Annotated in this window: 21 protein-coding genes and 1 tRNA gene; 2 read left to right on the top strand and 20 right to left on the bottom strand. The window is 70.5% G+C overall.

Annotated features, from left to right (window positions below; translation table 11 throughout):
• Positions 1–57 precede the first annotated feature (57 nt).
• The 13 genes from ACZ69Q_RS05100 to ACZ69Q_RS05040 all read right to left on the bottom strand — a co-directional run bounded on the left by ACZ69Q_RS05100 (position 58) and on the right by ACZ69Q_RS05040 (position 11,398).
• Positions 58–1,368, bottom strand: a complete 1,311-nt coding sequence (locus ACZ69Q_RS05100) for an ABC transporter substrate-binding protein (protein WP_471036511.1) — start codon at positions 1,366–1,368, stop codon at positions 58–60.
• Between the two features lie 478 nt (positions 1,369–1,846).
• Positions 1,847–1,920: transfer RNA gene (locus tag ACZ69Q_RS05095), tRNA-Pro, on the bottom strand.
• A 100-nt stretch (positions 1,921–2,020) separates the two neighbouring features.
• Entirely contained in the window at positions 2,021–3,328 is a 1,308-nt protein-coding gene (locus tag ACZ69Q_RS05090) for an MFS transporter (protein ID WP_471036509.1), read from the bottom strand.
• 168 nt (positions 3,329–3,496) lie between these two features.
• Positions 3,497–3,856, bottom strand: a complete 360-nt coding sequence (locus ACZ69Q_RS05085; RefSeq protein ID WP_471036506.1) for an MmcQ/YjbR family DNA-binding protein — start codon at positions 3,854–3,856, stop codon at positions 3,497–3,499.
• Between the two features lie 111 nt (positions 3,857–3,967).
• Positions 3,968–4,450 (bottom strand): YfbM family protein, encoded by a 483-nt coding sequence (locus ACZ69Q_RS05080; RefSeq protein WP_471036502.1) that lies wholly within the window; start codon positions 4,448–4,450, stop codon positions 3,968–3,970.
• Positions 4,451–4,630: 180 nt separating this feature from the next.
• Entirely contained in the window at positions 4,631–5,143 is a 513-nt protein-coding gene (locus ACZ69Q_RS05075; protein WP_471040079.1) for a GNAT family N-acetyltransferase, read from the bottom strand.
• Positions 5,143–5,766 (bottom strand): helix-turn-helix domain-containing protein, encoded by a 624-nt coding sequence (locus tag ACZ69Q_RS05070; RefSeq protein ID WP_471036499.1) that lies wholly within the window; start codon positions 5,764–5,766, stop codon positions 5,143–5,145. The genes ACZ69Q_RS05075 and ACZ69Q_RS05070 overlap by 1 nt, the downstream gene beginning before the upstream one ends.
• Positions 5,767–5,812: 46 nt before the next feature.
• Positions 5,813–6,715, bottom strand: coding sequence for a LysR family transcriptional regulator (locus ACZ69Q_RS05065; protein ID WP_471036495.1), 903 nt, complete (start codon positions 6,713–6,715; stop codon positions 5,813–5,815).
• Positions 6,716–6,752: 37 nt separating this feature from the next.
• Positions 6,753–7,946 (bottom strand): glycine C-acetyltransferase, encoded by a 1,194-nt coding sequence (locus ACZ69Q_RS05060; RefSeq protein WP_471036491.1) that lies wholly within the window; start codon positions 7,944–7,946, stop codon positions 6,753–6,755.
• Between the two features lie 36 nt (positions 7,947–7,982).
• Positions 7,983–9,011, bottom strand: a complete 1,029-nt coding sequence (tdh, locus tag ACZ69Q_RS05055) for an L-threonine 3-dehydrogenase (protein WP_030950389.1) — start codon at positions 9,009–9,011, stop codon at positions 7,983–7,985.
• A gap of 144 nt (positions 9,012–9,155) precedes the next feature.
• The gene (locus tag ACZ69Q_RS05050) at positions 9,156–9,536 is read right to left on the bottom strand and encodes a YybH family protein (RefSeq protein ID WP_471036484.1); all 381 of its coding nucleotides are present in this window, start codon (positions 9,534–9,536) and stop codon (positions 9,156–9,158) included.
• 68 nt (positions 9,537–9,604) lie between these two features.
• Positions 9,605–10,318 carry an SDR family NAD(P)-dependent oxidoreductase gene (locus ACZ69Q_RS05045; RefSeq protein WP_471036481.1) on the bottom strand — a complete coding sequence of 238 codons (714 nt, stop codon included), beginning with the start codon at positions 10,316–10,318 and terminating at the stop codon, positions 9,605–9,607.
• Positions 10,319–10,468: 150 nt separating this feature from the next.
• Entirely contained in the window at positions 10,469–11,398 is a 930-nt protein-coding gene (locus ACZ69Q_RS05040; RefSeq protein WP_471036478.1) for a LysR family transcriptional regulator, read from the bottom strand.
• A gap of 134 nt (positions 11,399–11,532) precedes the next feature.
• Between ACZ69Q_RS05040 and ACZ69Q_RS05035 the strand changes: the two genes are divergently transcribed.
• Both ACZ69Q_RS05035 and ACZ69Q_RS05030 read left to right on the top strand, forming a co-directional pair.
• The gene (locus ACZ69Q_RS05035; RefSeq protein WP_471036476.1) at positions 11,533–11,835 is read left to right on the top strand and encodes a muconolactone Delta-isomerase family protein; all 303 of its coding nucleotides are present in this window, start codon (positions 11,533–11,535) and stop codon (positions 11,833–11,835) included.
• A 237-nt stretch (positions 11,836–12,072) separates the two neighbouring features.
• The gene (locus ACZ69Q_RS05030) at positions 12,073–12,678 is read left to right on the top strand and encodes a GOLPH3/VPS74 family protein (RefSeq protein WP_471036474.1); all 606 of its coding nucleotides are present in this window, start codon (positions 12,073–12,075) and stop codon (positions 12,676–12,678) included.
• A gap of 22 nt (positions 12,679–12,700) precedes the next feature.
• Here the strand turns inward: ACZ69Q_RS05030 and ACZ69Q_RS05025 are convergent, their stop codons facing one another.
• From ACZ69Q_RS05025 to ACZ69Q_RS04995, 7 genes are all read right to left on the bottom strand, one after another.
• Positions 12,701–13,294, bottom strand: a complete 594-nt coding sequence (locus tag ACZ69Q_RS05025) for a TetR/AcrR family transcriptional regulator (RefSeq protein ID WP_471036473.1) — start codon at positions 13,292–13,294, stop codon at positions 12,701–12,703.
• A gap of 105 nt (positions 13,295–13,399) precedes the next feature.
• On the bottom strand, positions 13,400–13,978 hold the full coding sequence (locus ACZ69Q_RS05020) for a GAF domain-containing protein (protein ID WP_471036471.1): 579 nt from the start codon (positions 13,976–13,978) through the stop codon (positions 13,400–13,402).
• 61 nt (positions 13,979–14,039) lie between these two features.
• Positions 14,040–14,639 (bottom strand): GTP-binding protein, encoded by a 600-nt coding sequence (locus ACZ69Q_RS05015; RefSeq protein ID WP_030956515.1) that lies wholly within the window; start codon positions 14,637–14,639, stop codon positions 14,040–14,042.
• A complete protein-coding gene (locus ACZ69Q_RS05010; protein WP_194049910.1) occupies positions 14,617–14,988 on the bottom strand; it encodes a DUF742 domain-containing protein in 372 nt (123 codons plus the stop codon). The genes ACZ69Q_RS05015 and ACZ69Q_RS05010 overlap by 23 nt, the downstream gene beginning before the upstream one ends.
• 2 nt (positions 14,989–14,990) lie before the next feature.
• Complete coding sequence (locus tag ACZ69Q_RS05005) at positions 14,991–15,425, bottom strand: roadblock/LC7 domain-containing protein (RefSeq protein WP_030956513.1); 435 nt, start codon at positions 15,423–15,425, stop codon at positions 14,991–14,993.
• A 92-nt stretch (positions 15,426–15,517) separates the two neighbouring features.
• Complete coding sequence (locus ACZ69Q_RS05000; protein WP_471036465.1) at positions 15,518–18,007, bottom strand: sensor histidine kinase; 2,490 nt, start codon at positions 18,005–18,007, stop codon at positions 15,518–15,520.
• Between the two features lie 561 nt (positions 18,008–18,568).
• Positions 18,569–19,747 (bottom strand): MBL fold metallo-hydrolase, encoded by a 1,179-nt coding sequence (locus ACZ69Q_RS04995; protein WP_471036464.1) that lies wholly within the window; start codon positions 19,745–19,747, stop codon positions 18,569–18,571.
• Between the last annotated feature and the right edge of the window lie 104 nt (positions 19,748–19,851).

Genomic DNA, 19,851 nt, shown 5'->3' with positions numbered 1-19,851 from the left:
AGGACGAGGCCCGTGCGCTGCGGCGCAGGCCGGCGGAGCGGTGCGGTGGGAGGTGGTTCACGGGATCACACCCTCGGATCGCAGGGCATCGTCGATCTGCTCTCCGATGGTGTTGACGGAGCTCACCGGTTGGATTCCGGACGGCGGAGACAGCGTGTGGGAGACCGCGATCGACACGTTCTGGTAGACCGGAGTGATCGGGCGCACGCTCGCCAACTCCAGGGCGGCCAGCACGTCCTTGGAGAAGGGGTACTCCTTCATGAACGCGGGCTCGTCGTACAGGGCGCGCAGGGTGGGCGGCAGACCACCCTCGAGCGCGGCGGTGAGCTGGTTCTCCCGGTTGCGCAGGCACAGCGCCGCCTCGAAGGCCAGGTCGGGGTGGCGCGAATAGGCGCTCACCGCAAGGTCGATGCCGCCGATGGTGGGTCGTGCCGGGCGGTTCGGGTCGACCCGGGGGTACGGCGCCCAGCGGAAGTTCTTGAACAGTGCGGGGTTGTTCGCCTTCATCGAGGGATAGACGAACGGGTAGTTGAGCTCGAACGCCGCCGTCCCCGACTCCATGGCGAGGCGGTTCTGGTCCTCCATCTGGTTGGGCAGGGAAGGGTCCGCGGCCGGGGAGTTCGCCAGATCACGCATGATCCCGGCGGCCCGCACGGCAGGAGGACCGAGCGAGGGCTCGGTCGCGCTCGCGTTGAGGATGGAGCCGCCCGCACTGTTGATCAGCGTGTTGAACCAGACGGTCAGGCCCTCGTACTGGGCGCCCTGGATCTCCACGAAGTGCGGTTTGCCCTGCCGGGCGAGGGCGCCGGCCATGTCGAGCATCTCGGCCCAGGTCCTGGGTGGGGTGGGCACCAGGTCCTTGCGATACCACAGGAGCTGGGTGTTGGTGTTGTACGGGACGGCGTACAGCTTGCCCTTCCAGGTCGAGGTCTGCAGCGGTACGCGCAGGGTGCCCTCTACGGCCTGCCGCCTTGCCGTCCCCGTCCATTCCCGGATCCAGCGCGCCTCGGCGAACTCCGCCGCCCAGGTGACGTCGAGGCCCAGGATGTCGAGCGAGTCGTCCTCGGCGGCGAGTCTGCGGACAAGTTGCTGGCGCTGGCCGTCCGCGGCACGCGGGAGCTTGTTGTAGCTGATCCTGTAGCGGCCGCCCGACGCCTGGCTGCACCGGTCCGCCGCCTTCTGGAGCGCACCGGAGTCGTCGGGGAAGTTGTACCAGTTGAGGGTGGGCCTACCGGAGCCCTCATCACTGCCGCAAGCGGCGAGCACCGACGCCAGCAACGGCAGTACGGCGAACGTCCGCAGCCATCGCGCCCCTCTGAGGCGTCCCTTCTCACCCGAAACGGGCCGGCAGCCGTACCTCGCGTGCACGCGCTCCACACCTCGCTTCCGGACGGTGGCACGGGACTCGGACCTCGCAGCGTTTCCCTCCCGGCGACACTAAAGAGAACATAAAGCAAGATCAAGCACATATCACATCTAATTACCCAGTCCGGCCCACCAGCGGGATCGACTCTGCGAATCTGCGGACACGGAAGGGGGACGATCAACTTCGGCCACTTCCACTGCTCTACGGCAGGGTGCGCGATCTGTTCGACATGGAAGAGTCCGCCGAACCCGATCGGAGCGCCAGTTGTGCGCGGCCGTGCGCTGTCGGCCGGACGCGGCATCAAGGGAAACGTCCACACAGGTCAGAGCGTTCGACGATCGCCCCGGAAACGCACCTTGACCGAGTCAAGGTGCGTTACACAACCGCCTCATGACGCTCGGTCCCCATCAGGTCCCCAAGAACGACGAAGAGGCCACTTCCGATCAACTGGAAATGACCTCCGACCTGCGACTTCACAAGTCGGGACGACAGGATTTGAACCTGCGACCCCTTGACCCCCAGTCAAGTGCGCTACCAAGCTGCGCCACGTCCCGGTGCCCGTCTGACCTGGGGTTTCCCCCGGCTGAACGTGCAGGGAAACAATACCGCACTCGGGTCGGTGGTCGCGCACCCGTTTATGCGCACCCGTCCGCTTCAGCGCGGCTCGGGCCGCACGCGTTCGTCCGCCGTCACCGGCGCCGACCGCGCCGCCGTCGGGGCGTCCGCCCGGACCAGGCCCCGGATCGACCGCACCGAGAGCAGCGCGCCCGCGACGACGAGGCTCATCCCGCCTGCGACCAGGAGCACATGACCGGCGCCGAGGGTCGCGGCGGCCGGGCCGGCGATGGCCTGGCCGACCGGCATCATCGCCAGGGAACCCGCGACGTCGTACGCGTGGATGCGGTTGAGGACATCGCCCGGCACCTGTGTCTGGACGCTGGTCGCCCACATCACGCTCCAGAAGGCCATGCCCGCCCCCGCGACCGCCGCCCCCGCGGCCATGGCGGGTACGCCGAGACCGGCGCCGACGGTAACCGGGAAGCCGGCGAAGGCGAAGAGACCGATCGCGCCGGCGCGGAGCATTCGGCGTGGACGCAGCCGCAGGGCGAGCAGGCCGCCGGCGACGGTGCCCGCGCCGAGGGCGGAGTTGATCAGGCCGTAGGAGCGCGCGCCGTGCTGCTGGACCACCTCTGTCGCCACGAGCGGGACGGTCGGGCCCCACACGGTGATCATGTAGACGCACCAGACGGCTATGACGCCCCAGAGCCAGGTACGGGCTCTGAACTCCCGCCAGCCCTCCACCAGATCGGCGGCGAAGGCGCGGGTTCCTCGATCGGCCCGGGCGTCGCCCGGCGAGCGGGTCTGCGCGGGCAGGCGCAGCAGGAGGAGGCACAGGGCGCTGACGGCGTACGTGGTCGCGTGGGCGGTGAACACGCCGCCGGGTGACGCGAAGCCGACGAGCACGCCCGCGAACGCCGGTCCGGCGAGCTGGGCGACGGCCTCGGCGATCCGCATGGTGCCGTTCGCGCCCTGGACGTCGGTGGAGAGCCGGCGGACCGTGCCGGCGACGCCGGGCTGGAACACGGCGCCCGCGACCCCGTTGACGAAACCGATCACGCAGATCTGCCACAGGACGACATGCCCGCAGAAGAAGAGCGCGGCGGCCAGGGACTGGGTGCACAGACGGACCAGGTCGGCACCGATCATCAGCCGGCGGGTGCTGAAGCGGTCGGCGATGACCCCGCCGAACACGATGAGCCCGGCGAAGGCGGCGGACGTCGAGGCCAGGGCGAGACCGACCGCGCCGGCGCCGTACCCGTGCTGGAGGAGACCGGCAGCGAGGGCCACGGGCAACATGGTGTCCCCGAGCTGAGCGACGGCACGAGCGACGAAGAACAGGGCGAAGTCCCGTGACCACACCGGCCGCGCCAGCCGCGCTCCGGCCTCCTTGCCCGTCTTCATCCCCCTGATCCCCCTCATGTCCCTATCCGGCCGAACCGCCGCCCGCGCCCCGCGCCGGCGCCCGTGCCCGCGTCACACAAACCCCCGTGGTGGCCGATGCCCCCTCCGCCCCGGCTCCCACTCCTGCCCTCGGATCATGACAGGGTGCACTGACAACGCCCGCGCGTTTCAGTCCCCCGTCGCCAGCCCCAGCTCCGGATAGGCGTCCAGCAGGCGGGTCGGAGCGGCCTGGCGCCAGGAGTCGGCGAGGATGTCGCGCAGTTCGCCCTCGTCCTCAAGCGCCGCCAGCCTGGCCCGTACCCACGCGAACTGTGCCTCGTGGTCGGCGATCCAGAACTTCCCGGGCTCTGCCATGACGAGTTCGTCGCGCTCCTCCTTGGGGCACCGCACCGCGATGGAGGTCTCGTCCTCGGGCAGCGTGGCGAACATCTTGCCCGCTACCCGGAACGTGGGCATGCTCCAGGCGATCTTCTCCGTCGTGTCCGGCAGAGAGAGGGCGATACGGCGTACGTCTTCGGCATCCGGCATGACAGGCACGGTAGCGCCCACCACTGACATTCACCTGGTGAGAGGGGGTCGGTCGGTCGGTCCGTCCGTTCTCGGGGGCGCAGTTCGGAGCCCCTCACCCACGGCCGGCCCCTAGAAGCTGAAGTTCATGAACGCCCCGTAGCCTCGCTCGGCCGCCGCCGAGAAGAACGCGACGAGTTCCTCGTAGGCGGCCTCCAGCCAGTCCAACTGACCATCGGGGTCGAAGGTCCACATGTTGGGGTACACGTCCTCCTTCGCCATGCGCTCAGGGTCGTAGTACGCCGCCAACCGCTCCCACGGGGTCGCCCGCAACTCCCGTGCCACGCCGTCGACCTGCTCGGCGGTCCACCCGAACAGGGTGCCGCCGTCCAGTATCTGGAATCCGTCCATCACGAACTCGAGCGACACCTCGGCCTCGTCGAACAGGAACTGAAGGCCGCCGAACGCCTTGTCGGGGCCGGCGTCGGGCCGGTCCGGCAGCGGATAGTCGACGCCGTACAGGTCGGACACGTACTGATCCGCCCAGTCCGGATCCTTCTCCGCCCTGTCCAGCTCCTCCGTCGTCGCGCTGATGAACGAGATGCTTACGCCCATGGCAGGTAATCCCCCTTGGTGTACTGCCTGTTCGGCCTCTTCACCGATCAATGACGGGGAGTTTTCCACGCGGCACTGACAATCAGGGGGCCCATCGGTCGCCTCGAAACAGAGCGGACCGGTCACACCTACTCGAGACAGAGCGGACCCGTCACACCTACTCGAGACAGACCGGTCCGGTCACACGTATTTGAAGTAGATCGTGGTGGGCCGCAGCACTCCCGCCGGGCTCGCCGCGTAGTCCGGGATCACCCCGGCCCGGGTCCAGCCGGCCGAGTCGTAGAGGCGCTCGGCCGGGCTTTCGGTCTCGGTGTCCAGGTGGAGGAGGGTGACGCCGGCGTCGGTCGCCGCCACCTCAGCGGTCCTCAGGAGTCTGCGGCCGAGGCCCTGCCCCCGAGCGTCCCGGTGCACCATCAGCTTGACGAGCTCGGCGCGGTGGCGGCTGTTGGGCTTGTCGGCGAACGCCAGGCTGACCGTGCCGACGGTCCGCCCGTCCCGGCACGCCACCCACACCGCCAGCCGCCCGTCGCCGACGGCGCCCGCGCGCTCCGTCCACCAGGCACGGGCCGCCGTACGGTCGAGGGGTCCGAGGAAGCCGACGGAAGCGCCGTCGTCCACCGTGTCCACCAGGAGGGCGGCCAAGTCACCGATCCGGTCCAGGAGTTGAGCCTCGTCCAGTCGAGTCACGACGATCACGGCAGCACCACCGCCAGCACATACCGCACCGGCCTGGGCCCCGCGCACCGGAACCGCGTCGGCCCCCACACCCGCATCCGCAGGCAGTCCCCGGCGCCGAGACGTTGTTCGACCTCCTGGACCGTGACGTCGAGCGCCCCTTCCAGTACCCAGATGTGCTGTTCCAGCCCCGGCACCGGCGGCCGGTCGTAGGCGATGTCGGCGCCCGCCGTGAGACGTCCCTCGACGAGTTCGGCGCGCAGTCCCGCATGCGGGGGCGATACGGAACGCCGTACGAATCCGGCGGAAGGGTCCTCCCACACCGGCTGCTCGGCCGCCCGAACCAGCAGCGCCGGCTCGGACTCGACCTCGCTGAGCAGTTGGGACATCGTGCGGCCGTAGACGTTGCAGAGGCGGTTGAGCTGTGAGGCGGTGGGGCTGATCTCCGCCCGCTCGGCGCGGGAGAGGGTCGAGCGGCTGATGCCGCTGCGTTCCGCCAACTCCCCGAGGGACCAGCCATGTTCGGCCCGCAGCTCGGCCAGGCGGGAGCCGAGACGGGTGTCGAGATGGCTGTCGGGGTCGGTGCCGGGTTGGGTCTCGGCCGTGTCCGGGGCTTCGTCGCCGCCCGCCGTCTGTTTCATATTCGGGACGGTATCCCAGATATGGGACGACGACGTTACGGGAGACTCACTCCCCGGCCGCCTCGTCGAGCGCCTCCAGCACCGGCCGGATCAGGGGATGCTCCTCGGCCCCTCGCCGCACGGCCGCGAAGACCCGGCGCGTGGGCGCCACCCCGTCCACGGGCCGTACGACCACCCCGGCGAGGTCCATGCCGCGCAGCGCGGAGCGCGGGACGAGCGCGACTCCGGCGTCTGCCGAGGCGAGGGCGACGACGGCGCGGAAGTCGTCCGAGGAGTGTTCGAGGCGAGGCTGGAAGCCGGCGTTCTCGCAGGCCAGGACGACCACGTCATGGCAGGGGTTGCCGGGGTAGGGGCCGATCCAGGTGTCCTTCGCCAGCTCGGCGAGCGGGACCTCGGCCGCGTCGGCCAGCCGGTGCCTGACCGGGACGACCGCGTCGAAGGGCTCGGCGTACAGCGGTACGTGCGCCAGGCGCGGGTCGTCGGCGGGCGGCGCCCCGCGGTACTCGACGGCCACCGCGATGTCGACCTGCCGGTCCAGCACCATCGGCAGGCTGGCGTCCCCCTCGGCGTCCTGGACACGGATGCGGATGCCGGGGGACGTGTCGGCGAGGCGAGCCACCGCGGGCGCGACGACCAGGGCGATGCCGGTCGCGAAGGAGGCGACCGTGACCGTGCCGGCCGCGCCCGAGCTGTACGCCGCTAGCTCGGCCTCGGCCCGCTCGAGCTGGGCGAGCACGGCGTTGGTGTGGCTGAGCAGGATCTCGCCGGCCGGGGTCAGCCGTACACCCTTGGCGCCGCGCTCCACCAGGCGGTGGCCGGTCTCCTGCTCCAGTGCCGCGAGCTGCTGGGAGACCGCGGAGGGGGTGAGATACAGCGCGGCGGCAGCCGCCGTCACGGTGCGGTGGTCGGCCACCGCACGGAGGATGTGGAGCCGCCGCGCTTCGATCATGAGATCGATTATCGCAAGGTCCGGCGTGGGCCGGACGTCAGCCTTCCAGTTCGGCCCGGGCCGAGACGAAGGCGTCCACGGCGCGATTGACGTCGTCCGTCGAGTGCGCGGCGGAGAGCTGCACCCGGATGCGGGCCTGGCCCTGGGGTACGACGGGGTACGAGAAGCCGATCACGTACACACCGCGCTCAAGGAGCAGCTCCGCCAGTTGTCCGGCCTTGGACGCGTCGCCGATCATCACGGGCGCGATGGCGTGGTCGCCGGGGAGGATCTCGAAGCCCTCCTCCGTCATCCGGCGCCGGAAGAGCGCCGTGTTCTCGGTGAGCCGGACGCGCAGGTCGTCCGCGGACTCCAGCAGGTCGAGGACCTTGAGGGAGGCCGCCGCGATCACCGGGGCCAGGGTGTTGGAGAACAGGTACGGCCGGGAGCGCTGGCGCAGCAGGGCGACGATCTCGGCACGCGCGGCGACGTAGCCGCCGGACGCGCCGCCGAGCGCCTTGCCGAGGGTGCCGGTGATGATGTCGACGCGGTCCATGACGCCGTGCAGCTCGGGCGTGCCGCGGCCGCCGGGGCCGACGAAGCCGACGGCGTGCGAGTCGTCGACCATGACCATCGCGTCGTAGCGGTCGGCGAGGTCGCAGATCTCGCGCAGCGGGGCGACGAAGCCGTCCATGGAGAAGACGCCGTCGGTGACGATCAGCCGGCGGCGCGCCGACTGGGCCTCCTTCAACTGGGCTTCCAGGTCGGCCAGATCGCGGTTGGCGTAACGGAAGCGGCGCGCCTTGGACAGCCGGATGCCGTCGATGATCGACGCGTGGTTGAGGGCGTCGGAGATCACCGCGTCCTCCGGGCCGAGCAGGGTCTCGAAGACACCGCCGTTGGCGTCGAAGCAGGAGGAGTACAGGATCGTGTCCTCCTGGCCGAGGAACGCCGAGAGCCTGCCCTCCAGTTCCTTGTGCACCTCCTGCGTGCCGCAGATGAAGCGCACCGACGCCATGCCGTAGCCCCAGCGGTCAAGGGCCTCGTGGGCGGCGGCGATCACCTCGGGGTGGTCGGCGAGGCCGAGGTAGTTGTTGGCGCAGAAGTTGAGGACCTCGCCGGGGCGGCCGCCCGCGCTGACGTTGACGGTCGCGGACTGCGGGGTGTCGATGACGCGCTCGGGCTTGTGCAGGCCGGCGGCGCGGATCTCGTCGAGGGTGGCGCGCAGGTCGTCGCGCACGGAGTCGAACATGAGGGAGGCTCCTAAAATGCCGTCGCCGAAGGGGAGTTACGCGGTCCAGTCGAGGATGACCTTGCCGCCGCGGCCGCTCGCCGCGTCGGCGAACGCCGCCTCGAAGTCGCGGTAGCCGTACCGGCCGGTGATGACGGGCGCGAGGTCGAGGCCGCCTTCCAGCAGCACGGACATCGCGTACCAGGTCTCGAACATCTCACGGCCGTAGATGCCCTTGATGGTGATCATCGAGGTGACGATCCGGGCCCAGTCGACCGGGAACTCCTGGGCGGGCAGGCCCAGCATGGCGATACGGCCGCCGTGCGTCATGTTGGCGATCATGTCGCGCATGGCCTCGGGGCGGCCGGACATCTCCAGGCCGATGTCGAAGCCCTCGCGCAGACCGAGGGTGCGCTGCCCGTCGGCGATGCTCGCCTCGGCGACGTTCAGGGCGAGGCTCACGCCGACCTTGCGGGCCAGCTCCAGCCGCTCCTCGCTCACGTCGGTGATCATGACGTGGCGCGCACCCGCGTGCCGGGCCACGGCCGCCGCCATGAGGCCGATCGGGCCGGCGCCGGTGATCAGGACGTCCTCGCCGACCAGCGGGAACGACAGCGCGGTGTGCACGGCGTTGCCGAACGGGTCGAAGATCGCGGCCACGTCGAGGTCCACGGGCACCCGGTGCACCCACACATTGGCGGCGGGCAGGGCGACGTACTCGGCGAAGGCGCCGTCCCGTCCGACGCCGAGGCCGACCGTGGCACGGCACAGGTGGCGGCGGCCGGCCAGACAGTTACGGCACTTGCCGCAGACCAGGTGGCCCTCGCCGCTGACCCGGTCACCCGGCTTGATGTCGGCGACGTCCCGGCCGGTCTCGACGACCTCGCCGACGAACTCGTGCCCGAGCACGAGCGGGGTGCGGATCGCCTGCTGCGCCCAGCCGTCCCAGGACCGGATGTGCAGATCGGTGCCGCAGATGCCGGTGCGCAGCACCTTGATCAGTACGTCGCCGGGTCCGACGGCCGGTTCCGGAACGTCCGCGAGCCACAGCCCGGGCTCCGCCTTCTCCTTGACCAGCGCCTTCACGCTACGGCTCCTGTGCTCGAGTCCCGGCCGCGGGCATACCGAGGCAGCCCGCGGCCGGGGAGGGGGGTGGAATCGCGTAGCAATCTGCCGTACGGCGGCGCCCCGGTCCATCGAGGATTTCTTAAGCGGCGCCACAGCTTTCCTTCACGCCGTCTGGTCGAGGCGGGAGACCTGGTAGTGGCTGATGTACCAGTCGTCGCCGACGCGGGTCACGAGAACCGCGAGCTTGACGTCGAGGACGGGCCGGTCCGTGAACGAGAACCGGACGTCCAGGTAGCCGACGACGAGGCCGTCGGCCGGCTGCCTGGTCTCGAGGATGCTGTACTCGGCCCGCAGACCGAGCGGCTGCGAGGCGTAGTACTCGGCCACACCTGCCCGGCCGACACTGTAGGGGTGCAGCCCCTGGAAGACGGCGTCCTCGGTGAAGAGGGAGGCGACGCTCTCGGGTCGGTGCCCGTCGACAGCGTCCTTCCATCGGTCGAGGACGCCGCTCAGGATCGCCTTCGCGTCCTTCGTGGTGGTCATGTCCGCTCCTTGGCTCTTTCCTTGGTCGTTCCCTGGGGGGATTCCTTGATCCTTGTCCTGACGGGATGTCAGTGTCCGGCGCTCATGCCGCCGTCGACGTGCAGGATCTCTCCGGTGACGAACGGGGCCGTCTCCAGGTAGAGCACGGCGTCGACGATGTCGGAGACCTCGCCCATCCGCCCGACCGGATGCAGGGCGGCGAGGAAATCGTGGGTCTCCTCCGGGTGCATGGGTGTCTTGATGGTGCCGGGCGACACGGCGTTGACGCGGATGCCACGCGTCGCGTACTCGATCGCGAGCGACTTGGTGGCGGCCTGCACACCGCCCTTGGTCAACGAGGCGAGGACGGACGGCACCTTGGCGTCCGCGTTGTCGACCAGACTGGTGGTGATGGCCACTATGTGCCCGCCGCCCTGGGCGAGCAGGTGCGGCACGGCCTGCTGGGTGAGGTGGAAGACGCCGGCCAGGTTGATCCCCGTCACGGCGGCGTAGTCCTCGGCCGTGTACTCGGTGAACGGCTTGGCGACGAAGATGCCCGCGTTGTTGACCACGGTGTCGATCCGGCCGAACCGCTCGACGGCCGCGGCGACCACGCGCTCGGCGGTGGCGGGATCGGCGATGTCGCCCTGCACGGTCAGGACGTCGGCGTCGTCGACCGGGGCGATGGTGCGCGAGGTGGCGACGACGGCGTATCCGAGCTTGCGGTACCCCTCGACGAGCGCGGCGCCCATGCCCTGCGAGGCACCGGTGACGATCGCGACCTTCTGCTGCTGAGTGCTCATGATGACCTTCTCCGAAGCTGATGACCGGTTACTAGCCGACCGGTCGACTATTCGGAACGTAGGCCGGGCACGCGGCAACGTCAAAGGTCAGAAGGGGTTCACGCGGGACCCGTTTCCTCCCGCGTGGAAGGCACAGACTCCCAGCACAGGTCAGGGGCGGAGTGCGTGCGGGTCGCCCGACGGCAGCCAGGAGTCCGGGGTGTGGATGCCGAGATCGCCGACGCCGTCGCACAGCACGTCCACGACGCCCAGGACGCCGGCGCGCAGCTCGCTCTCACGCCATACCAGGGACCAGGTCCACCACACCTGCGGTCCGACGACCTCCCGGCGGACCAGGTCGGGCGGCAGGGCAGCCGTCTGCCCCTTGGGCGAGTTGATGACGGGCCGTGTGCAGCGGCGGACGTGGTCGAAGAAGGCGGGCCCGGTGATGGCCCCGTCGGAGATGCGCACGGCCCGGGACCCGGCGTCCCGGGTCAGCTCTTCGGCGTACGCGTTCCAGGACGCCCAGGAGGTGACGTCGTCGTCGATCAGCACATCGGTGTCCCGGGCCGCCACATCGCCGGTGTCCGTGCCCTTGGCCACGGCATAGAGCCGGTCGGCGCCGATCAACCGGGCCCGCAGTCCGAGCCGCTTCAGATCCTCGGTGCGCACCCAGCACACGGCGAGGTCCAGGCTGCCGTCGGCGACCCGGGCGGCCTGGGTGTGGGAGGGCGCCACCCATGCGTCGACGTGTACCCGGGCCACCGAGGCGGTACGCGAAGTCAGGTCCGCGGGGAGCCAGTTGACGTACCCCAGCCGCACGGACTCCGAGCCCGCCAGCCGGCCGGCCCAAGCTTTCAGGTCCTCGGCCCGTTCCAGCAGGGCCCGGGTGTGCGGGAGCAGCGCGGCGCCGGCCGGGGTGAGGGAGACCGAGCGGCGGTCGCGGTCGAACAGCCGCACACCCAGGTCCCGTTCGAGCGCCTTGATCTGCTGGGAGAGCGAGGGCCCCGCGATGAGCAACCGCTCGGCGGCCCGGCCGAAGTTCAGTTCCTCGGCGACGGCGACGAAGTACCGCAACTGACGCAGCTCCACGGCGGTCATGCTACGCGCGCTGGGAGGCTGCGCCTATCAGAAGCGAGAAAGCCGATCGTGGCATCCACGCAGGTGACGGGCCCACGATGGGAGCAGTTCAGCCGCCACCACCACGCCGTGGCCCGTCCCGAAGGAGAGCGGCGATGCGCGAGTTCCTGGTCGAGATCACCACCACCGTCCCCGAGGGCACCGATCCCGAGGAGGTCGACCGCCGGCGCGCCGCCGAGGCGGTCCGCGCCTTCGAACTGGCCGCCACCGGGAACCTCGCCCGCCTGTGGCGCCCCGTCGGCGAGCTGCGCAGCATCGGTGTGTGGCGGGCCGCCGACGAGGAGGAACTCCACGACAAGGTCCTCGGCACACTGCCGTTGCGCCCATGGATGAACCTGACCGTCACCCCGCTGGAACCCCACCCCAACGACCCGGCCCGGGTCGACGGCTCCCGGTAGCCGCCCCTCGCCCCGCTGCTGCACGCGGCTATCGTCCGGCCCTGCTTCCGGCCGCCCTCGTGGTCCTCATGGCTGCCGCAACCACCGCCGGGCTGAGAATCGGGGTCCCGCACCACATGGTGGTAGTACGACACACAGGGCCTGAATGACAGCGAGAATCGGCGTAGGACGTCCGGACCGCCGTGGACGGCCTCTTTGCTCGCGTCCCGCACTCGGCCGACTGACCAGGAGCCGCTCATGAACACCGCACGGGATCTCGCGATCGTCACCCTGGACATGGCGTCGGACCACACAGTGGAACAAGGCGATCTGTCGCTCGCGCTCGCCGCCGCGGAGGTGTTCGACCTCCTCGACGCACAGGCCCTCGTCCTGGACGGCGACCTCATCACGCCCAGCGCCCAGGCGCCCACGGGCGACCGCCTGCTGGACGAGGCCGCCTCGGCACTCGTACGGCAGCAACCGTACGAGTCGGTCGAGGACTGGCTGTGGCGCCGGGGCCGGGGCCTGTCCGCGGCCTACGTCGACGATCTGGAGCGCGTGGGGCTCACGGCCCGGGCACGGGGCCCCCGGTTCTCGCTGCGTGCCGCGCCGAGAGTGCCGGTCGACTCGGCGGCCCGGCGCCAGGCCGAGGAGCGCTTGACCTCGGGCGAGCCGGTCCTGGCCGCCCTGGCCACCGCAGCCGGAATCCGCGACGAGACGGACGACGACGCCGAGAAACTCACCGACGAGACGGTCACGACCGTGCTGGCCGCGCTCGGCGACGCAGTCATGGAACTGGAGGCCGTACGGCAGCGGCGGGCGATCGAGGACGCCGCGTTCGACAATGTGTGGCGCGGCTACTGAGTGGCCGATCAGAGACCGACGCTCAGCGGGCGCCCAGCAGCGCCCGGCAGTTGTCCCACAAGGGGGCCAGGCGTTCCGTGCTGTTGTAGAGCTTCGCGAACATCACCTGGCCCTCCAGTTGGGCCACCACGGCCCGCGCCGCCTCGCGCGTGTCCGTCACAGTGACGTCGCCGCGCTCCCGGGCCTCCTTGACGACCGTCTCGACCATGTCGGCCTGCGCGTCGAAGATCTCCTGAAGTCGTGTGCGCACCGCCTCCGTCTGGTTGCTCAACTCCAGCGTGAGGTTCCCGAACAGGCACCCCGACACGGTCCCGCAGCCCTCTTGGACGGCGCGCTGGCCCGCCTGGGTCTCCTCGAACAGCCGCCGAAGCCGCTGCAACGGTTCCCCGTCACCGTCCAGGACACGCGCCCAGTCGCTCCGCTGCACCGCCCAGTGCTCGTCGACGACCGCGAGCGCGAGGGACTCCTTGGACTCGAAGAAGTAGTAGAAGCTGCCCTTCGGCACTCCGGCCGCCTTGCAGATCTCGGCCACACCCAGCGCCGAGTAGCCACGCCCCTCGATCAGCGAGCGCGCGGCACCGAGGATCTTCTGTTTGGCATCACTGGTGCGTCCCACAGGGCAAGTGTACGGAGTACTAGACCGGTCGGCTAGAAGTCATGGCCGCACCACATCTGCCCTGTACCGCCAGCACCGGCGCTGCCGTTGCCGCCGATGCCGCCGTCAGAGCAGCGGGAGCCCGTCCGCCTCCCGTCGTTGCAGCCGGGTCATCAGGTCCACCGCCGACGCCTTGATGGTGTCCAGGCCCGCCCTCCCCCACGGCCGCGGCTCCACGTCCGCGACACACACGGTGCCGAGCGCCATCCCCGTGCTGTCGATGAGCGGGGCGCCCATGTAGGAGCGGATGCCGAACTCGTCGACGATCGGATTGCCGGCGAACCGTGGATAGTCGCAGACGTCCTCCAGGACCAGTGCCTTGCGTCGCACGACCACATGGGGGCAGAACCCATGGTCCCGCTCCATATGGCGCCCCAGCTCCTTCTTGGCATCATCGGCCCGTGTGAGGGTGACCCGGTGCCGTGCGTGGAGCCCCGCGAAGAACTGCCGGTTCTCGTCGATGAAGTTGACCATGGCGTACGGCGCCCCGGTGAGCTCGGCGAGATGGTCCGCGAAGACGTCGAGTGCCGGGTCGGCATGGTCCCCCAGCCCCAGCCGGAACAGCCGCTGGGCGCGGGCGGGTGCCTCCTTGTCCTCGGGGGTCAGCAGCAGTCGGGCGACCGGGTGGGGTGGGCCGTAGCTCATGGGCGGATTCCGTCCCTGTGGGCGTACGTCATATGCGGCTCCGTGCGGGTGTGTGCGGCTGTCACATGTGGGCGCCATGGCTTGGCGCAGGTGCCGGTGTGTGGGCGATGAGGTGCCGTACCAGGGTCAGCAGGGTCTGCACGCCGGAGCTGGAGATCCGGGCGTCGCAGCGGACGATGGGGATCTCCGGGTCGAGGTCGATGGCGGCTCGGACCTCTTCCGGGTCGTACCGGTACCCGCCGTCGAACTCGTTGATCGCGACGATGAAGCCGAGGCCGCGCTGCTCGAAGAAGTCGACGGCGGCGAAGCAGTCCTCCAGGCGCCGGGTGTCGGCGAGGATCACCGCGCCGAGCGCGCCCTCCGAGAGTTCGTCCCACATGAACCAGAACCGTTCCTGTCCCGGTGTGCCGAACAGATACAGGACGTGTTCCGGATCGAGCGTGATGCGGCCGAAGTCCATGGCCACCGTCGTCTCGACCTTGTTCTCGACCCCTTCGAGGCTGTCGGTCGCTGCGCTGACCGTGGTGAGCAGTTCCTCCGTGCTGAGCGGCGCGATCTCGCTGACCGCGCCCACGAAGGTCGTCTTGCCTACCCCGAACCCTCCCGCCACCAAGATCTTCAGTGCGGTGGGGAAGGGGTCAGAGCTGTCGTCGTAGTCCATCGAGCACTGCCTCCAGAAGGGCCCGGTCTGTCGGGTTGTGGTGGAACTCGGGGGGCTTGGTGGTGAGCGCCCCGCAGTCGACGAGGTCCGACAGCAGCACCTTGGTGACCGCCGCCGGCAGCTTCAGGTGGGCGGCCACCTCGGCGACCGAGACGGGAGCGCGGCACAGGTCGAGCGCCAGCTCGTGCTCGGGGCCGAGGTAGCCAAGGGGGGTCGCCCCGGTGGCCATCACCTGTGACATGAGGTCGAGCGCGACGGTGGGCCTGGTACGGCCGTTGCTGACCGTGAAAGGACGCACCAGCCGTCCGGCCGCGTCGTCGAGCCAGGGCCCGTCGCCGGCCGCCGTCATGTTCAAGGCCTCAGCGCCGAGGGTTCGACGGAGTGCTGCCGGGGTGCGGTGACCAGGTAGGGGCGGACGCTCTTGACCAGCATCGCCATCTCGTAGCCCAGCACCGCCGCGTCGGCCTCGCGGCCCGCCAGCACGGCGAGACAGGTGCCGGATCCGGCCGTGGTCACGAAGAGCAGGGTCGAGTCGAGCTCCACGACGACCTGACGCACCTCTCCCCCCTCGCCGAAACGGACTCCGGCGCTGCGGCCGAGGGAGTACAGGCCGGAGGCCAGGGCCGCCATGTGGTCGGCGCTGTCCGGGTCGAGGCCGTGAACCGACTTCACGAGACCGTCGCAGGAGAGGAGGACCGCGCTGGTCGTGTGCGGTACGCGCTGGACGAGGCCGCTCATCAGCCAGTCGAGGTCGGAGACATGGGCGGTCGGCGCTTCGCTCGCCATGGTGGATCGACTCCTTGAGGTACGAAGGTCTGCGGGAGCGCCGGGGTTGGGGGTGGTCTCCCAGGCGGACTTCGAGCTGGTCACGGTCGTGGTCATCCGGCTGGTGCGCTCCCGTCAGGCCAGGTGGTGTGGTCGGTACCGGGCGCGGGCCCGGGGTGCGGCTCGGTCATGTGGGGCGGGTCCATGGGCGATACGTCCATGGAGGCCCGGGTGGTCATGGACGTCACGTCCATGTGGAGTGCATCCAGGGACGTCGGACGCAGACGTGTGGGCTGCGCGCGAGCCGTGTCGACGCTCGTCGGCTCCAGACGGCTGGGCGCCGGGCGTACTGACTCCAGGCGAGTGGGCTGGGAGACCAGGGGATCCGGGTGGGTCGGCTCCGGGGCGGGTGACGTGGTCTCGGATGTCGTGTGGGGTGAAGGGGTGTAGGCGGGGGTGATCCCGTGAGTGGTGGACGTGTGCGCCGAGTCGATGTGGCCTGCGCCCATGTGGCCCGTCCCCATGTGCCCCGTGCTCGTCTGACCCGTGGACGTGTGGCCTGTGCCGGTGTGGCCCGAGCTCGTTTGACCTGTAGCCGCGTGCCCCGTGCCCGTGCCCGTGCCCAAGTGGTCACCACCCATGTGGTCGGCGCCCACGTGGCCGCCACCCATGTAGTCGGTGCCCACGTGGTCGGCGTCCATGTGGTCGGCGTCCAGATACCCCGCATCCACATGCTCGGCGTCCGCCCGCGCCGACTCCATGTGTTGCTGCGTCTCGGCCAGTCCGATTCCCCGTTGGAAGGCGGCCATCAGCCCCGGGTCGTGCCCGGCGAGATGGTCGGACTCCTGTCGTGGTGCGGGACCACCACGGAGTTGGGGTGCGATGTGCTCCTGGGCGCGGCGGCGCGGAAGTTGGGGCTTGCCCATGGTGCCGCGGACGGTGCTGACACGCGGGGTCGGCGGCGTGCCGGCGTTCTCCTCGACGCGTCGGCGTTCGTCAGGCCTGATGCCGGGTACGGCCTCGGCCGGGTTGGCCCGTTCCTCCTGGGCGCCGCGTACGGGCAGCGGAGCCGGTCCGGTGCCGTTCGCCGAGGGGGCCGCGCCTCCGGTCGCGCCCCTTGCGCCGGCCGACGGTTCCTGCCGACGGGGGGCGTCGTGCGACACCGACGGCGTCTGGGACGACGCCTCGGCCGCACCCCGCTGCCCTCCGCTCTCCACTCCGACCGAGGCGGCCACTGACGCCGACCCGGCCGACGCGGCGTGCCGTCGCTGCTGAGGCGGCACCGGCGCCTGCTGCTGACGTGCCTGTGGCGAGGACGGAGGAGCCTGCGGCGGCATGGCGGTACCGGCAACGCCCTGCGGCTCCTGCCCTCGCGCCGCACCCGCCCGTGCCCCCGGTTCGCTTCCCAACAGCCCCTGCGGCACGACGAGTACGGCCTGTACACCGCCGTAGATGTTGGTCTGGAGGCGCACGTGGATGCCGTGACGCTTCGCGAGCTGCGACACGACGAACAGCCCGATGCGTCCGTCCGCCAGCAGGCTGGCGACATTGACCTGGTCGGGGTCGGTGAGCAGGGCGTTCATACGGTTCTGCTCGCCCACGGGCATGCCGAGCCCGCGGTCCTCGACCTCGACGGCGAGGCCCGAGGTCACGAGGTTGGCCCGCAGCAGTACCTGGGTGTGCGGGGCGGAGAACACCGTGGCGTTCTCGACCAGTTCGGCCAGCAGGTGGATGACATCGGCGACGGCGTGGCCGCGCAGGGTGCCGTCGATGGGCGGCACCAGCTTCACCCGCGAGTACTGCTCGACCTCGGCGATGGCCGAGCGGAGCACCTCGGTCATCGAGACCGGGTTGCTCCACTGCCGGCGGGAGACGGCGCCGCCGAGGACGGCGAGGTTCTCCGCGTGGCGGCGGATGCGGGTGGCGAGGTGGTCGACGTGGAAGAGGCCCTTGAGCAGGTCGGGGTCCTCGATCTCGTTCTCGAGCTCGTCGAGGATGGAGATCTCCCGGTGCACCAGCGACTGAAGGCGCCGGGCGAGATTGACGAAGACCTCCAGTTTCTGTTCGCTGCCCGCCTGGCTGGAGAGCTGGGCGGCCTGAACGACGGCGGTGACGGCGCCGTCGTGGGCGTGGGCCAGGTCGGCGGCGAGCAGTTCGAAGTCGTCGGCGCCCTCGGGCGGACCGCTGCGGGACTTGCGCTTCGGCGGTGCTTCGCCGCGGCGCATTGTCTCGACCAGGTTCCGCAGTTCGGCCTCGCCACGCGCGCTGCTGCGGCGCAGTGCACGGATGCGGTCGCTCACTGACCTGGCGGTGCGGTTGGCGGCCACGGCAGCGATCAGGATGCCGGCGAGGGTCACCGAGACCGCGCCGGCCAGCACGGCCCACAGGGTGAGGCTCGGCCGGGCGCCCGTGGAGCGCACCGCGAACAGCACGGCCGCCGAGGCGCTGAGGGTCACCGCGACGGGTGGCAGCACGGCCAGCCGCAGCAGTTGGGGCCGTATATGGGTCTCGGGCAGCGCGGGTGCCGTGCGGGTGGCCGGGCGCCCGTGCCGCCCGCCCTCACGGCGGTCTGCGCGTGCGGCCGGGGCGCGTAGATGAGACATCGGGGTCCTCGTACTGGTCCGTCGGTCGGGGCCTGGGGGTGCGCGCGGTCTGCGCGGCCCGGGGCGTGCGCCATCGCGATGTCGGTCGACAGAGCCGACGAATTCGGCTCCGCGTCGCCCGACGGACACTGACAGTAGTCGCCTTCGCATCAAGTGCGGTGGGCAGTTGACAAACTCCCGCAGGCAGCGTCCCGCTCTGGTATGAGGCCTCGTACGACAGACCGATAACCCGTCACGCCGTTCGCCCACAAGGGGCAGTCGAATGATCGGACCTGGTCAGAAGTGGTCACGAGGAAAGGCCGAGGGGCGGGGCACTTTCCGTGCCCCGCCCCTCGACTACGTCTCGCTTCCTCGCCCCCGACCGTCCCGGTGGGGACGTTTCAGCACCTCACCCGCCCGACGCCCCGACCCCCAGAGCATCACTGACAGTAGCGGCGCGCGATGCCGCGCGAGCGCTCAGGAGCACTCCTGCACGCCCCGCGTGAATCGCCGCGTAGGGGCGCGAGTTGTTGCCGTCCGCGCCCCATGGGTCGTCCCTCGACGGTGGTTGCGGCGCTCGCGCTAGGAGAACTGCACCGTGCCGTCCGGCGCCGGAGCAACCGGCGGCCAGGCCGGCCACCCCTGGGCGGGCGCCTCGGCGACGTCTCGCCACCACGGCGTCACGGGTGCCACGGAGGCCGGTTCGAAGGGCTCGCCGCAGCGCGGAGCCGCCATCGTGGCCCCGGCCTTGTGGGTGGCCCGCATCATCCACTCCCCCGGCTCCGCCCACGGATGCGGCGCCAGGTTGAAGGTCCCCCAGTGGATCGGCAGCATGACGCCCGCGCTCGGGTCGCCGCGCTGAAGGTCGAGGTGGGCACGGACGCCCTCGTCCGGCGTCATGTGGATGTCGGGCCAGAAGTCCGAGTAGGCGCCGACCTGGATCATCGTGGCGTCGAACGGGCCGTGCTCGGCGCCGATGTCCTTGAAGCCGTCGAAGTAGCCGGTGTCCCCGCTGTGGTAGATCCGGTGCTCGTCGGAGGCGACGCTCCAGGAGGCCCAGAGCGTGTGCTGCGTGTTGCGCAGTCCGCGGCCGCAGAAGTGGCGGGCCGGGGTGGCGGTCAGGGTGAGCCCGCCGATCTTGGTGGCCTCGTGCCAGTCCAGCTCGCGCAGCCGGTCGGGGGACACGCCCCAGTGTTCGAGGTGGCCGCCGACGCCGAGCGGCACGGCGAAGACCGTGTCGGTGTCGGCCAGTGCCTTGATCGTGGGCATGTCGAGGTGGTCGTAGTGGTCGTGCGAGATGACGACGACGTCGACCGGGCCGAGCGCGGCGAGCGACAGCGGTACCGGGTGCAGCCGCTTCGGCCCGGCGAAGGGGAACGGGGAGCAGCGCTCGCCCCACACGGGATCGAAGAGGACCCGGCGACCGTCGATCTCCGCGAGGATGCTGGAGTGCCCCATCCAGGTAAGGCGCAGCCCCGTGGCGGGCGGCTTGGCCAGGTCCGCGTAAGTGGTGGGGTGCACCGGCACGGTGCCCTTCGGGGTCCGGTGGGGCCGGGACTCCTTGTCGAAGAAGACCTTGCCGAACTCCAGCATCGACCCGGACGGCCTCGTCCGCGCCTCGCCGCCCGGGTTCTGGAACACCCCGTCCTTGAAGTGGGGTGATCTGCGGATACGCGCCATGCGCTCACCGCTCGGATCCACGCCGAAGGCCTCGGGCCGCAGGGCGCGCAGCCCGGAGCTCGGGAAACGGAAACCGGCCACGCTACCTCCAGGTGGATTCGGTGAGGCCTTCCATTATGGTCGGCACCTCCGACAACCCCGGATACCCCCTGGATATGCCCGGGTCCGCCACGTCCGGCCGGGCT

The organism is Streptomyces sp. NPDC036764 (assembly GCF_055609385.1).
This window is presented reverse-complemented; position numbering and strand designations above follow the sequence as displayed.

Coding starts and splice junctions, on each gene's coding strand:
- ACZ69Q_RS05030 (WP_471036474.1), top strand. CDS start 12,073: ATGAACACCGCACGGGATCTCGCGATCGTCACCCTGGACATGGCGTCG.
- ACZ69Q_RS05035 (WP_471036476.1), top strand. CDS start 11,533: ATGCGCGAGTTCCTGGTCGAGATCACCACCACCGTCCCCGAGGGCACC.
- ACZ69Q_RS05060 (WP_471036491.1), bottom strand. CDS start 7,946: ATGTTCGACTCCGTGCGCGACGACCTGCGCGCCACCCTCGACGAGATC.
- ACZ69Q_RS05005 (WP_030956513.1), bottom strand. CDS start 15,425: ATGGCGAGCGAAGCGCCGACCGCCCATGTCTCCGACCTCGACTGGCTG.
- ACZ69Q_RS05065 (WP_471036495.1), bottom strand. CDS start 6,715: ATGATCGAAGCGCGGCGGCTCCACATCCTCCGTGCGGTGGCCGACCAC.
- ACZ69Q_RS05020 (WP_471036471.1), bottom strand. CDS start 13,978: ATGAGCTACGGCCCACCCCACCCGGTCGCCCGACTGCTGCTGACCCCC.
- ACZ69Q_RS05015 (WP_030956515.1), bottom strand. CDS start 14,639: ATGGACTACGACGACAGCTCTGACCCCTTCCCCACCGCACTGAAGATC.
- ACZ69Q_RS05040 (WP_471036478.1), bottom strand. CDS start 11,398: ATGACCGCCGTGGAGCTGCGTCAGTTGCGGTACTTCGTCGCCGTCGCC.
- ACZ69Q_RS05080 (WP_471036502.1), bottom strand. CDS start 4,450: ATGGGCGTAAGCATCTCGTTCATCAGCGCGACGACGGAGGAGCTGGAC.
- ACZ69Q_RS05050 (WP_471036484.1), bottom strand. CDS start 9,536: ATGACCACCACGAAGGACGCGAAGGCGATCCTGAGCGGCGTCCTCGAC.
- ACZ69Q_RS05010 (WP_194049910.1), bottom strand. CDS start 14,988: ATGACGGCGGCCGGCGACGGGCCCTGGCTCGACGACGCGGCCGGACGG.
- ACZ69Q_RS05090 (WP_471036509.1), bottom strand. CDS start 3,328: ATGAAGACGGGCAAGGAGGCCGGAGCGCGGCTGGCGCGGCCGGTGTGG.
- ACZ69Q_RS05085 (WP_471036506.1), bottom strand. CDS start 3,856: ATGCCGGATGCCGAAGACGTACGCCGTATCGCCCTCTCTCTGCCGGAC.
- ACZ69Q_RS05045 (WP_471036481.1), bottom strand. CDS start 10,318: ATGAGCACTCAGCAGCAGAAGGTCGCGATCGTCACCGGTGCCTCGCAG.
- ACZ69Q_RS05070 (WP_471036499.1), bottom strand. CDS start 5,766: ATGAAACAGACGGCGGGCGGCGACGAAGCCCCGGACACGGCCGAGACC.
- ACZ69Q_RS05000 (WP_471036465.1), bottom strand. CDS start 18,007: ATGTCTCATCTACGCGCCCCGGCCGCACGCGCAGACCGCCGTGAGGGC.